Source organism: Streptomyces muensis (genome assembly GCF_021474425.1).
Taxonomy (GTDB): Bacteria; Actinomycetota; Actinomycetes; order Streptomycetales; family Streptomycetaceae; genus Streptomyces; species Streptomyces muensis.
This window is the reverse complement of the sequence record NZ_JAKEIP010000238.1, coordinates 1-12,924: the sequence shown is the minus strand read 5'-3', so window position 1 is coordinate 12,924 and position 12,924 is coordinate 1. Positions and strand designations below refer to the sequence as shown.

The window sequence follows — 12,924 nt, the reverse complement described above, 5'->3', positions numbered from 1 at the left end:
AAGCCGGGGAGGGCGCTCGGGCGGCGGGCCGTGCGCAACGGGGCCACATGGGCGTCGGGGGCGCCGGCCGCGGTGAGCTTGGCCGCCATGTAGGAGAACCAGCGCTCGGGCCGGGTCGCGCGGGTGCGCCGTACGATCGCCGCGTCCGCCGCGTGCATCGCGATCCACGCGCCGGAGGCCTCGCGCACCTTGCCCGACAGGCCGTGGTGGTCGGGGTGGTGGTGGGTGATCACCACGCCGTGGATCTCACCGGGCGCGGTGCCGCAGGCCACGAGGCCCTCGGCGAGGGTGTCCCACGAGGCCGGGTCGTCCCAGCCGGTGTCGACGAGGACCGGACCGCGGTCGGTGTCGACGACGTACACGAGGGTGTGGCCGAGCGGGTTGTCAGGGATGGGGACCTCGATGGACTTCACGCCGCCGCCGTGGTCGTGCACCTGCGTCACCTGCGCCATGGGCTCCCCGATCGCCGCGACAAGTTCCGGCCCTCCGTGAAGGGCTGAGGACTCCCCGCCACTATAACTAGAACGGGTTTCGATGGGAGCCCGAGTCATCTACCAACAGCGCGGCGCGAGCGAGGAGGGGAAGTGCTCGCACGGGTTCCAGGCCGGCATCTCGACGGGTTCGGCCCGCCTGATCCGCTCGGGCGTCCAGTACTCCCTGATCTCCTCGGGGCTCTTCGTCTCCCGGCTCACCGAGACCCCGTTGCCGCGCTTCACGTCCTCCCAGGACGACGCCATCCACACGGCGCCGCAGACGGCGATCGTCATGGCGGTCCCGAAGGCGACCCAGGCGCGTCTGTGGTCACGGCTGCTCGTCGTCACTTGATCATCGTAGAGGCGAGGCGTGTGCGACCCGTGGACTCCTTGGAGTGGAACTGGTATCAGTTTCAGAAATATCTGATGCACCGTCAGAGTCGGAGTGAGGCGGCCATGACCGAGCTCGTGGAACACGGACAGCTGTTCATCGGCGGGGAGTTGACCGACCCCCTGGGCAAGGACGTCATCGAGGTCGTCTCGCCGCACACCGAAGAGGTCATCGGACGCGTCCCGCACGCTTCGCCCGCCGACGTCGACCGCGCGGTCGCGGCGGCACGCAAGGCGTTCGACGAGGGCCCCTGGCCGCGGCTGAGCCTGGAGGAGCGGATCGAGGTCGTCACCCGCATCAAGGACGGGATCGCCGTACGGCACGAGGAGATGGCCCGCGTGATCTCCTCCGAGAACGGCTCCCCGTACTCCTGGAGCGTCCTCGCCCAGGCCCTCGGCGCGATGATGGTGTGGGACGCGGCGATCACGGTCGCGCGGAACTTCACGTACGAGGAGCGCCGCGACGGCGTCCTCGGCAAGATCCTCGTCCGGCGCGAGCCCGTCGGCGTCGTCGCGGCCGTCGTCCCCTGGAACGTCCCGCAGTTCGTCGCCGCCGCCAAGCTCGCGCCCGCGCTGCTCACCGGCTGCACGGTGGTGCTGAAGCCGTCCCCGGAATCACCCCTGGACGCCTACCTCCTCGCCGAGATCGCCAAGGACGCCGGGCTGCCGGACGGCGTCCTGTCCATCCTCCCCGCCGACCGTGAGGTGAGCGAGTACCTGGTCGGGCACCCGGGGATCGACAAGGTCTCCTTCACCGGCTCGGTGGCGGCCGGCAAGCGCGTGATGGAGGTCGCGGCCCGCAATCTCACCCGCGTGACCCTGGAGCTGGGCGGCAAGTCGGCGGCCGTCGTACTGCCGGACGCGGACGTCGAGGCGACCGTCGCCGGAGTCGTCCCGGCCGCCTGGATGAACAACGGCCAGGCCTGCGTGGCCCAGACCCGCATCCTCCTGCCCCGCTCCCGCTACGACGAGTTCGCCGAGGCCTTCGCCGCCGCGGCCGGCGCGCTGGTGGTCGGCGACCCGCTGGACCCGGCGACCCAGGTCGGCCCGCTGGTCGCACAGCGACAGCAGCGCCGCAACCTCGACTACATCCGCATCGGCCAGGAGGAGGGCGCGAAGATCCTGACCGGCGGCGGCCGTCCGGCCGGCCTCGAGAAGGGCTGGTACGTCGAGCCGACCCTCTTCGGGGACGTCGACAACTCCATGCGGATCGCGCGGGAGGAGATCTTCGGCCCCGTCATCTGCCTGCTGCCCTACGGCGACGAGTCCGAGGCCGTGAAGATCGCCAACGACTCCGACTACGGCCTGAGCGGCAGCGTCTGGACGGCCGACACCGGCCACGGCATCGAGGTCGCGCGCCAGGTCCGTACCGGCACCTACTCGGTGAACACCTTCAGCCTCGACATGCTGGGCCCGTTCGGCGGCTACAAGAACTCCGGCCTGGGACGCGAGTTCGGCCCCGAGGGCTTCGGCGAGTACCTGGAGCACAAGATGATCCACCTGCCGGCCGACTGGGAGGCGTGAGGAGCCATGGGGGACCGCTGGCACGTCCAGGTCGACCGGTCGGTGTGCATCGGCTCGGCCCAGTGCGTCCACCACGCCCCCGCGGCCTTCCACCTCGACACCGCCCGCCAGTCCCACCCGGCCGACCCGGAGACGGACGCCAACGAGAAGGTCCTGGCGGCGGCGGAGAGCTGCCCGGTGGAGGCGATCGTGATCACGGTGCTGGGGAGCGGGGAGCCGGTGTTCCCACCGGAGGAGTAGGCCCGCGCCAGACCCACTCCACCTCCCTGAACTCCGCGTCGTACGCACCCTTCGGCAGCGCGGCCCGCAACGGGCGCAGGTCCGAGGGGCGCAGCAGGCCGAAGGCCTCGGGAGGCAGGGCCGCGAGGATCTCGGCCGCGTGCGCGGAGAGCCAGTCGCCCAGGTCGAGTTCGACGGCGAGGCGGAGAAGGCCGACGAGGACCGCGGCGTCGGTCGCGGCGACCTGCCGGAGATCGAGATCGGTGAGGACGCCGTCGAGGTGACGGGCCGCGGCGTCGCCGCGCAGTGAGCACGCCCATCGCCAGATGTGGGTGGAGTGACTCAGCCGGACCAGGTCGCGCAGGTCGTTGAGGGAGATGCTCCGGTGCGCCTCGGAGACGCGGTCGGGCTCGACGAAGAGCCTGCGGAAGGAGTTGAGCCTCTCGGTCAGCATTGAGCTGCCGCGCTCCAGAGCGTCGCCGAGGCAGCGCAGAACCGGTTGCCTTATCGCCGCGGTGCTGACGCCCGAATGCCTGGTCACCGTCAGGAACAGCCTGGACAGGACGTGACCCAGGTCCTCGTCGGACATCGCGGGGGCGTCATGGACCAGCTGGCGCAGCAGTGCTTCGAGAAAGGAGAGTCTCTCGTCGATACCCAGTCGGCCCGCCCGGTCCAGGCACATGACGTACCGGTCAGGAACCGACAAGGGGTCATCCGTGTCCCTGATGAGCAGGGCGACGAGCGTCTGAGCCATGTTCCGGGTGTCCCGCTGGTCCCAGGCCACGGCGCCGGGGACCTGGACCAGCAACGGATAGCTGGTGTGCAGGAGCAGCTCCGCGTCGCCGTCCGCCGTGAACATGACCCGCCTGATCACGGACGCGGCATCGCCCGTGGAGGAATGCGGGGACGTCATCGGCAGCCGGGGCCAGCCGAGTTCGTGCTGGCCGAGCGGTTCGAAGTCCGTGCCGATGACCAGATCGGGGCCCTGTTTGTAGGACCCGTCCGGACCGGGGCGCGGACGGCGGTCGAGGTTCAGCGTCGAGCACAGCAGATCCCACGACTCCGTGGACATCTGCGCCTGCCATGCCATCGCGTGGCGCCGCCATCCGGCGGCCACGTCACCTTCGAGCTCAAGGAGTTGGGACGCGTACACCTTGCCCGCGGCGAGCACGGTGATCAGCAGCAGGTTGGCCTCGTACACCGCGTCCCGGTAGGCCCGGGTCTGCCGGACCGGGACGTACGCCACATCCGTACGGCCCTCAGGGCCGCCCCAGGCAGCCGCCCGGAACAGCCCGATGAGCGCCTCCACCAGCTCGGCCGACGACCCCTCCTCCGGCCACGCCGCGAGCATGTCCCGCAGATTGTGGACGAGTTGCGCCCGGTCGGTCAGCGGAGTGAACGACAGCAGGGCGTACAACTCGCCGTCGTCCGCGGCGGCTTGGCCGGGGGCAAGGCCGCGCAGCGCCCGCTCGATCAGCCGCGCGGCCAGATGCTCACCGAACGTCGCGTGCAGGAACTCGTAACTGCGCAGACGCTCCTCGGTGACGACGGCCTGGGCCTCGTGCACGAAGAAGAACCGTCCGAACAGCAGCCCGCGGCCGTGGTCCGCCGGCGCGCCCAGTGCCCGCAGGTCCCGGTCCGCCTCCTCGGCGCTGATCGCCTGCACACCACGGTGGAACATGCCGAGGGCGATCACCGACAGACGGTGCAGCTCGCGTTCGACGGCGGCGCCCACCTCCGCCGGAGGCAGCGGGCCGTCCTTGTCGAGCTGGCGGCGGACGAACTCGGTGAGCAGCCGCTCGTACAGCCCCGTGCGGCTGATGTCCTCGTCGCGCAGCCGGTGCAGTGCGTTGCCGACCGAGTCGTACAGCGCGAGCATGAGCAGCAGCAGGGGCTGGGCCGCGAGTTCCCGGTGCGGCAGGACGGCCGACGATGCCAGCGGCCGCAGTCCGCCGCGGTCCAGGTAGTCGGCGTTCGCGGTGTTCCAGATGCTCAGCCACCGCTCGATCTCCTGCTCCCCGAACGGCTCCAGGCGCAGCACCTGGCTGGTGCGGGGGATCTCCGCGCGGTCGGCGACCACCGTGCGACTGGTCACGATCACGACCAGCGGGCGGCCGAGCTCCGCCTCACGCTCCTGGAAGCGTGCGACCTCGCGCAGGTACCCCCACTGTCGTGCCGGGGCCAGCCGCTGGGCGCCCGCCTGCAGCAGCTCGTCGAACCCGTCGAGCAGCACGACCGGAACCACCCCGGGCTCCGCCTCGGACCAGTCCGGCCAGCTCACCCGCCGCCCTGTGGCCTGCCTGAGCGCGTGCTCCAGCTGCGTCTGCACGTCCGCCTCCGCCGGCGTGTACCGCAGCTCCACCCGCAGGGGCCGGAACTCGTCGGCCGGCAGCCGGGCCGTGAGGAGTTTCGTCAGCAGTGACTTGCCGGCGCCGGGGTGGCCGAGCACCACGAGGGGCGTGAGCAGGGCGGGCAGGCCCAGCAGGTACGCGGCGAAGAAGTGCTCGATCGTGTCGTACGAGGGCTGCTGCTCCCACCACTTGTCCGAGGCGACCCACTTGTTCGAGGTGACGCCGTGTTCGGCGCCGTCCCGCCGCTCCTGGTCGGCCACCCGGAAACGCGGGTTGACGTATCCCCGCTCCAGGCTCGGCAGTCGGGGGCCGGACGATTCCAGCGAGGCGATCGGATCACGCAGCCGTGCCCGGCCGGCCGCGAAGGGCTTGTCCCGGCCCGCGTACTCGGCCAGAAGCGCCTCCAGTCCGGCCAGCCCGGTCCCGTCCGGGCCGTCGGCCGTGTCCCGTACGACGGTTCCCAGCGGGGCGGTCGTCAGCGCGAACTCCGGGCAGTCGGCGGCCAGTTCGCCGACCAGCCGCACACAGTGGTCGTACCGGGCCCGTCGCTCGGGTGTGTCGGAGGCCGGCTCGCCGGGCGGCAACGGGGGCGGGTGTCCCGCGGGAGAGAGGCCTTCCGGTCGCCCGGGAACCTGCAGTGCGCTACGGGTCAGGAGCCGGACGAAGTCCAGCGCCCCCAGCTGCGACAGGCGGTCCACGCACTGGATCAGCGCCGCCGCGAGCACCACCTGGGCGGCCCAGAGCAGGGCACTGCGCGCGAGACCGTGCGCCGCGCGCACCCGCTGGGGGAAGCCGTCCAGCAGGCTGTCCAGCACGTACGGCGGCCGCCCGTCGCCGTCCAGCGGATGCAGGATGCGGTCCCACTCGTACATCAGCTCCGGGCGCCCGTCGGCCAGCAGATACACGGCCTGTTCGGTCCCCATGCCCATGCAGCCGGCCGCGTCGAGCCCGGGCGAGTAGGCGGCGGGGGCGGGAGCGAAGGGCCGGTGATCGTCCGGCTGCGGCTGAGGTTCCGGTTCCGGTCCCGGTCCCGGCGAGGGCGTGGTCCGCGCGCGTTCCACGGTGCGCTCCAGTTCGGCGTGCCGGCTGCGCCACCACCCCTCGTCGATGCGCACTCCCGCGGGTGGCCGGGCCGATGGTGCGTGCCGTCGCGCGCACAGGGCCACGATGTGCCGGACGGCCTCCCAGTCCGGTGCCGTGCGCCGACGGCCGTTGAGCAGCTCCGAGATCGAGCTGTTGCCGCGCCCGAGCGCCTGTGCGATCTCGGCTTGCGGCACAGCGCAGGCGCGCACGAGGCGGCGCAGCTCGGCGCAGAAGTCCGCGACGGGACCCGCCGGTGGTGCGGCCAACTCCCAGCCCTTTCGGTACGGTTCGGCGGATACCACCGAAGCGTACGGCGTGACCTGCGTCTTCCGCCGGGAGTTCGGCGGCAGTCGGGATCCGGCCGGGGGGCGGCCGCGGCGGGCGACGATCACGGCGCAAGCCGTCGACCATCGCTCCCCAAGGACGCACCATGCCGTTCCAGCCGTTCCAGCTGCTCCAGACGCCACTGCCCGTCGTGCTCACCGGGCTCGTCTTCACCGCGCTCTACGCCGGCGTCGTCCTGCCTGCCGTCTGGTCCCGCAAGCCGGCCCGACGCCAGGCGGCTCTCAAGGTGCTCGGCCAGCTCCTGGACACCCTGCGTCTCCGGAGAAGGCGCTAGCCATGCCCACCACCGAGGGAAAAAATATCCCCTGTGGGGTGTTCCATATTGCTTCGGAGGTTATATTCTGTTATTGGCCTACGGGACGAGTGAGGGAGTCCGAACCGGAGTAGCCGACTCTGGCAGGAAGCAGACGGTTTCCGCCGGTGCCGACGTCGACGGTCCGGGCTGAGAGGCCGGAAGGCAGCAGTCAGGCCGGAAGGCGACCCCTAACCACCTGATCCGGGTAATACCGGCGCAGGGAACCCGTCTCGTAGGTTTCATGTGCCCCAGGGGCCCTCTGCCTGTGCCCTCTGGGGCCTACTTCTGCCTCTGAGGTCTACTTCTGCCCCTCCGGGCTCGTCAGGTCGATCAGCCGGCACACCGTCTCGATGTCGATCTTCACCTGGGCGATCGAGGCGCGGCCCGACAGCCAGGTGATCAGGGCCGAGTGCCAGGTGTGCTCGATGACGCGGACCGCGGAGAGCTGCTCGGGCGTCGGGTTCTCAAGACCCATCGAGTCCAGGATGATCACCGTGGTCTGCCGGGAGACCTGGTCGACCTCGGGGGAGACGCTGCGGTCGGCGAAGGTCAGGGCGCGGACCATGGCGTCGGCCAGATGCGGCTCGCGCTGCAGGGCGCGGAACGCGCGCATCAGCGTCTCCGCCACCCGCTCCGCCGCCGTCTCCCCCTGCGGCGGCTTCTTGCGCAGCGTGCCGTGCATGTGCTCCAGCTGGTCCTGCATCGTGGCGACCAGCAGATGGATCTTGGACGGGAAGTAGCGGTACAGCGTGCCAAGCGCCACCTGCGAGGACTCCGCGACCTCCCGCATCTGCACGGCGTCGAAACCACCCCGGCTGGCGAGCTGCGCGCTGGCGTGCAGGATGCGTCGGCGGCGGGCCTCCTGCCGCTCGGTGAGAGGCGGTGAGGAGGGGCTCGCGCTACTGGCTTCCGCAGGCATGGATCCCGTTCCGTGACAGTCGGTGAGGGTGGGTGACCGGACAGAGCATGCCAGTGCGTCGGCCGTGGCGTGAATCACCCGATCCATCGCTCACAGCGGCGCTACCTGCCGGTAGATTCAGAGCCTCTTGAACGATCAAGTCTGAAACTTGTTCTAGATTAGCGTCCCGCGTAATCTCGCGGGACATCGCAGGGAGACCGCAGGGAGAAGGGGGTCCGGAGTGACCGCTGAGGCCAGGGAGGCCGGGTCCCCTCAGGATCCTGCCGCCGACGGGCAGCGACCGCTCGACATCGCCCTCCTCACCTATAAAGGGAACCCGTTCTGCGGCGGCCAGGGCGTCTACGTACGGCACCTCTCCCGCGAGCTGGCCCGCCTCGGCCACCGCGTCGAGGTCATCGGCTCCCAGCCCTACCCCGTGCTCGACGAGGGCGCCGAGTACGCCGCCCGCCTCACCCTCACCGAGCTCCCCTCCCTCGACCTCTACCGCCAGCCCGACCCCTTCCGCACCCCGAAGCGCGACGAGTACCGCGACTGGGTCGACGCGCTGGAAGTGGCGACCATGTGGACCGGCGGCTTCCCCGAGCCGCTGACGTTCTCGCTGCGCGCCCGCCGCCATCTGCGCGCCAGACGAGGGCACTTCGACGTCGTACACGACAACCAGACGCTGGGATACGGCCTGTTGGGCGACGTGGGCGCCCCCCTCGTCACCACCATCCACCACCCCATCACCGTCGACCGCCAGCTGGAGCTGGACGCCGCCGAGGGCTGGCAGCGGCGGATGTCCGTGCGCCGCTGGTACGCCTTCACCCGTATGCAGAAGCGGGTGGCACGCCGCCTGCCGTCGGTGCTGACCGTCTCGGGCACGTCCCGCGCGGAGATCGTCGACCATCTCGGCGTACGACAGGACCGTATCCACGTCGTGCACATCGGCGCCGACACCGACCTGTTCTCGCCGGATCCCTCGGTACCGCAGATCCCCGGCCGGATCGTCACCACCTCCAGCGCCGACGTCCCGCTCAAGGGCCTGGTCTTCCTCGTCGAGGCACTCGCCAAGGTCCGCGCCGAACACCCCGACGCCCACCTCGTCGTCGTCGGCAAACGGCCCGAGGAGGGCCCGGTCGCACAGGCGATGCAGCGGTACGGCCTGGAAGGCGCCGTCGAGTTCGTCAAGGGCGTCTCCGACGCCGAACTCGTCGACCTGGTCCGCTCGGCGCAGGTGGCGTGCGTACCGTCGCTCTACGAGGGTTTCTCCCTGCCGGCCGCCGAGGCCATGGCCACGGGCACGCCGCTGGTCGCCACGACCGGCGGGGCGATCCCCGAGGTCGCCGGACGCGACGGCGAGACCTGTCTTGCCGTGCCGCCGGGGGAGCCCGGGGCGCTGGCCGCCGCGCTGAGCCGACTCCTGGGCGACGCCGAGCTGCGCGACCGCCTGGGCGCTGCCGGACGCGACCGCGTCCTGCGGAACTTCACCTGGGCCAAGGCCGCCGAGGGCACGGTGGCCCGCTACCGCGAGGCCATAGCCCACCCCCACTCCCGGCCGGACACCGGCCGCTCCGCGGCGACGGGCGCCGACCTCGTCGCGTCCGCGACCCCCACCGCTGTAGAAGGCGTCAACTCCGAAAGCAGGGCCACGTGCTGACCGTCGACTTCTCCCGGTTCCCGCTCGCCCCGGGCGACCGCGTCCTGGACCTCGGCTGCGGCGCCGGCCGGCACGCGTTCGAGTGCTACCGGCGCGGCGCCCAGGTGGTGGCGCTGGACCAGAACGGTGAGGAGATCCGCGAGGTCGCGAAGTGGTTCGCGGCGATGAAGGAGGCGGGCGAGGCACCCGAGGGCGCCACCGCCACGGCGATGGAGGGCGACGCCCTCGCGCTCCCGTTCCCCGACGAGTCCTTCGACGTCGTGATCATCTCCGAGGTCATGGAGCACATCCCGGACGACAAGGGCGTACTCGCCGAGATGGTCCGGGTGCTCAGGCCCGGCGGCCGGATCGCCATCACCGTCCCGCGCTACGGCCCCGAGAAGGTCTGCTGGACGCTGTCCGACGCCTACCACGAGGTCGAGGGCGGCCACATCCGCATCTACAAGGCGGACGAGCTGCTCGCCAAGATCCGCGAGGCCGGCCTGAAGCCGTACGGCACCCACCACGCCCACGCCCTGCACTCGCCCTACTGGTGGCTGAAGTGCGCGTTCGGCGTCGACAACGACAAGGCGCTGCCGGTGCGGGCGTACCACAAGCTGCTGGTCTGGGACATCATGAAGAAACCGCTGGCGACGAGGGTCGCCGAGCAGGCCCTCAACCCCCTGATCGGCAAGAGCTTCGTGGCCTACGCGACCAAGCCCCACCTCCCGGCGGTGGACGCCCGGTGACCACCCCCCGGACAGAACACCTCGTCCTGCCCGGGGTCCTCACCGCCGAGCAGGCCGCCGCGACCGTGGCGGGCATCCTCGCCGTGCAGCGGGAGGACGGGGCGATCCCGTGGTTCCGCGGCCACCACCTCGACCCGTGGGACCACGTCGAGGCGGCGATGGCCCTGGACACGGCGGGCGAGCACGAGGCCGCCGAGCGGGCGTACGTATGGCTCGCGACGCACCAGAACAAGGACGGCTCCTGGTACGCCGCCTACGCGGACGGCGCGCACGACGACATCACCGACACCGGCCGCGAGACCAACTTCGTCGCCTACATAGCCGTAGGCGTCTGGCACCACTACCTCTCCACCGGCGACGACACCTTCCTGGACCGGATGTGGCCGTCCGTCTACGCCGCGATCGAGTTCGTCCTGAAGCTCCAGCAGCCCGGCGGACAGATCGGCTGGCGACGCGACGACGACGGCACGGCGACCGCGGACGCGCTGCTGACCGGGTCCTCCTCCATCCACCACGCCCTGCGGTGCGCGCTGGCCATCGCCGAGCAGCGGGAGGAGGCGCAGCCGGACTGGGAGTTGGCGGCTGGGGCGTTGCGGCACGCGATCCGTCGGCATCCGGAGCGGTTTCTGGACAAGGACCGTTACTCCATGGACTGGTACTACCCGGTGCTGGGCGGCGCGCTGACCGGCGCCGATGCCAAGTCCCGCATGGAGGAAGGCTGGGACCGCTTCGTCGTCCCCGGCCTCGGGGTGCGGTGCGTCGTTCCGAACCCGTGGGTGACGGGGGGCGAGTCCGCCGAACTCGCCCTCGCGCTCTGGGCGATGGGGGAGTCCGACCGGGCCTTGGAGATACTCCAGTCCATTCAGCATCTGCGGGATGCGGAGAGCGGGCTGTACTGGACGGGGTACGTGTTCGAGGACGACGCCATCTGGCCGCGGGAGCTGACGACGTGGACGGCCGGGTCGTTGTTGCTGGCCGTGGCGGCGCTGGGTGGGCATGAGGCGACGTGTGCGGTGTTCGGGGGCGAGCAGTTGCCTGCGGGGCTTGACCCGGATTGTTGCGCCTGAGAGCTCGGGGGGTTCGGCCGGGCGGCGGGTGCGGGTTCGTTGTGGTTGATCGCGCAGTTCCCCGCGCCCCTTTAGGGCGTTAGTGTCGATGTACTCGATTGGATATGGCGTGGCCCACGAACAAGTACACGACCGCCGCCAGGCCGTAGCCCGCCACGACCCTCGCCCACTCCTCGTCGAAGGTGAACAGATCGTGTGACCAACCCGCCAGCCAGCGGGCCGCGTCGTGGATGAACTGGACGAAATCGTTGGCGCGGTTGGCGTCCAGCAGGTACATCAGGATCCAGAGGCCCAGGATGAGGGCCATGACGTCGGCGACGATCGCTATGACCGTGCCGGCCTGATTGGCACCGTTGCGATATCGAGGGGACATGCCCTGCGGGTAGCCCTTGAATCCGGGATGAAACCCGGTGCGCCGGCCTACGAGTTGAGCTCGGCGAGCACGCGCAGGGAGTGCGGGTCGGGTGCCAGCGCCAGCAGGTCGGTCACCGGTCCCTTGCGCCACGCCTCCAGTCGCTCGGCGATGCGTTCACGCGGGCCGACGAGGGAGATCTCGTCGGCGAAGGCGTCCGGGACGGCGAGTACGGCCTCCTCCTTGCGTCCGCTGAGGAACAGCTCCTGGATCCGCCGCGCCTCCTCCTCGTACCCCATGCGCGCCATGAGATCGGCGTGGAAGTTGCGGGCCGCGTGCCCCATGCCGCCGATGTAGAAGCCGAGCATGACCTTGACGGGCAGGAGCCCCTCGGAGACGTCGTCACAGACCTGGACCCGGGCCATGGGCGCGACGAGGAAGCTGTCCGGCAGATCGCCGGCTGCCGCCTCCCCGTACACCTCGGGCCTGCTCGGCGACCAGTACAACGGCAGCCAGCCGTCGGCGATCCGGACCGTCTGCGCGACGTTCTTCGGCCCCTCGGCGCCGAGCAGGACGGGGAGGTCGGCGCGCAGGGGATGGGTGATCGGCTTCAGCGCCTTCCCGATGCCGGTGGCGTCCGGGCCGCGATACGGGTGGGAGTGGAAACGCCCGTCGAGCTCGACCGGCGCCTCGCGCCGCAGGACCTGCCGTACGACGTCGACGTACTCACGCGTGGCGGTCAACGGCGAGGCGGGGAACGGCCGCCCGTACCACCCCTCCACCACCTGCGGCCCCGACAGCCCGAGGCCCAGCATCATGCGCCCGCCGGAGAGGTGGTCGAGGGTGAGGGCGTGCATGGCGGTCGTGGTCGGGGAACGCGCGGCCATCTGGGCAACGGCCGTACCGAGCTTGATCCTTGACGTCCGCGCGGCGATCCAGGTGAGCGGCGTGAACGCGTCCGACCCCCAGGACTCGGCGGTCCACACCGAGTCGTAGCCGAGTCGCTCGGCCTCCTGAGCGAGGGGCACATGGTCCGCGGAGGGGCCACGACCCCAGTAACCGAGTGCGAGCCCGAGCCGCATGTCCGCCTCCTGACGCTCCGTCAGTTGTGCACTGGGCTTGCGACTGTACGACGACGGCCCCTCACCGGGAAGGGTGAGGGGCCGTCGTACGGCTTGTGATCTGAGTGGTTCAGCCGCGCTGAATCCCCGACGTGTCCTGGAGGACACCACGGCGACCGTCCTGCGTCTGCGCCACCAGGGCCGGACCTCGCTGCTCCACGGCCAGGTACCAGGTGCCCGGCGCCAGTTCGGCGATCGGCGTCGGCGAACCGTCCTCCGCGAACAGCGGCCGCGCCACGGGCACGGCGAACCAGAACGGCGAGAAGTCCGCGGCGGGCGCCGGAGCGGGTGCCTGCGGCTGCCCACCCCCGAACGGCTGCCCGGCCTGCGGCTGCCCACCGTAGGGCTGCCCACCCTGCGGCTGCTGAGCACCCGGGTACCCGTAACCACCGGGCGGCTGAGCGCCGTAGGGCTGGGG

Annotated in this window: 12 protein-coding genes and 1 pseudogene; 7 read left to right on the top strand and 6 right to left on the bottom strand. The window is 71.0% G+C overall.

Features of this window, described 5'->3' with window-relative positions; translation table 11 throughout:
• The coding region (locus L0P92_RS35195) for an MBL fold metallo-hydrolase (RefSeq protein WP_234767120.1) at nucleotides 1–443 on the bottom strand (443 nt) is incomplete at its 3' end.
• A gap of 91 nt (nucleotides 444–534) precedes the next feature.
• Between L0P92_RS35195 and L0P92_RS35190 the strand changes: the two genes are divergently transcribed.
• From L0P92_RS35190 to L0P92_RS35180, 3 genes are all read left to right on the top strand, one after another.
• Nucleotides 535–825 carry a hypothetical protein gene (locus L0P92_RS35190; RefSeq protein ID WP_234767119.1) on the top strand — a complete coding sequence of 97 codons (291 nt, stop codon included), beginning with the start codon at nucleotides 535–537 and terminating at the stop codon, nucleotides 823–825.
• A 104-nt stretch (nucleotides 826–929) separates the two neighbouring features.
• On the top strand, nucleotides 930–2,387 hold the full coding sequence (locus L0P92_RS35185) for an aldehyde dehydrogenase (RefSeq protein ID WP_234767118.1): 1,458 nt from the start codon (nucleotides 930–932) through the stop codon (nucleotides 2,385–2,387).
• A 6-nt stretch (nucleotides 2,388–2,393) separates the two neighbouring features.
• Entirely contained in the window at nucleotides 2,394–2,627 is a 234-nt protein-coding gene (locus tag L0P92_RS35180) for a ferredoxin (RefSeq protein ID WP_234767117.1), read from the top strand.
• Here L0P92_RS35180 and L0P92_RS35175 read toward each other — a convergent pair.
• Complete coding sequence (locus tag L0P92_RS35175; protein ID WP_234767116.1) at nucleotides 2,581–6,306, bottom strand: NACHT domain-containing protein; 3,726 nt, start codon at nucleotides 6,304–6,306, stop codon at nucleotides 2,581–2,583. The two genes, L0P92_RS35180 and L0P92_RS35175, sit on opposite strands and share 47 nt — an antisense overlap.
• 164 nt (nucleotides 6,307–6,470) lie before the next feature.
• On the opposite strand from L0P92_RS35175, the gene L0P92_RS35170 reads away from it, so the two are divergent.
• Nucleotides 6,471–6,659 carry a hypothetical protein gene (locus tag L0P92_RS35170; RefSeq protein WP_234767115.1) on the top strand — a complete coding sequence of 63 codons (189 nt, stop codon included), beginning with the start codon at nucleotides 6,471–6,473 and terminating at the stop codon, nucleotides 6,657–6,659.
• Between the two features lie 319 nt (nucleotides 6,660–6,978).
• Here L0P92_RS35170 and L0P92_RS35165 read toward each other — a convergent pair whose 3' ends face one another.
• Nucleotides 6,979–7,599, bottom strand: coding sequence for a TetR family transcriptional regulator (locus L0P92_RS35165; RefSeq protein ID WP_234767114.1), 621 nt, complete (start codon nucleotides 7,597–7,599; stop codon nucleotides 6,979–6,981).
• A gap of 220 nt (nucleotides 7,600–7,819) precedes the next feature.
• Between L0P92_RS35165 and L0P92_RS35160 the strand changes: the two genes are divergently transcribed.
• From L0P92_RS35160 to L0P92_RS35150, 3 genes are read left to right on the top strand one after another with little or no spacing between them, the layout of a single operon-like run.
• On the top strand, nucleotides 7,820–9,238 hold the full coding sequence (locus tag L0P92_RS35160) for a glycosyltransferase family 4 protein (RefSeq protein WP_234767113.1): 1,419 nt from the start codon (nucleotides 7,820–7,822) through the stop codon (nucleotides 9,236–9,238).
• Complete coding sequence (locus L0P92_RS35155) at nucleotides 9,232–9,966, top strand: class I SAM-dependent methyltransferase (protein ID WP_093907931.1); 735 nt, start codon at nucleotides 9,232–9,234, stop codon at nucleotides 9,964–9,966. The genes L0P92_RS35160 and L0P92_RS35155 overlap by 7 nt, the downstream gene beginning before the upstream one ends.
• Nucleotides 9,963–11,033, top strand: a complete 1,071-nt coding sequence (locus tag L0P92_RS35150) for a glycoside hydrolase family 15 protein (protein WP_234767112.1) — start codon at nucleotides 9,963–9,965, stop codon at nucleotides 11,031–11,033. Before L0P92_RS35155 ends, L0P92_RS35150 begins: the two co-directional genes overlap by 4 nt.
• Before the next feature lie 79 nt (nucleotides 11,034–11,112).
• Here the strand turns inward: L0P92_RS35150 and L0P92_RS35145 are convergent, their stop codons facing one another.
• From L0P92_RS35145 to L0P92_RS35135, 3 genes and pseudogenes are all read right to left on the bottom strand, one after another.
• Entirely contained in the window at nucleotides 11,113–11,406 is a 294-nt protein-coding gene (locus tag L0P92_RS35145; protein WP_234767111.1) for a hypothetical protein, read from the bottom strand.
• Between the two features lie 47 nt (nucleotides 11,407–11,453).
• Nucleotides 11,454–12,467: an LLM class F420-dependent oxidoreductase gene (locus tag L0P92_RS35140; RefSeq protein WP_234767110.1), complete on the bottom strand. Its 1,014-nt coding sequence runs from the start codon at nucleotides 12,465–12,467 to the stop codon at nucleotides 11,454–11,456.
• 109 nt (nucleotides 12,468–12,576) lie between these two features.
• Nucleotides 12,577–12,924: pseudogene (locus tag L0P92_RS35135) on the bottom strand (hypothetical protein); the annotation flags it as partial.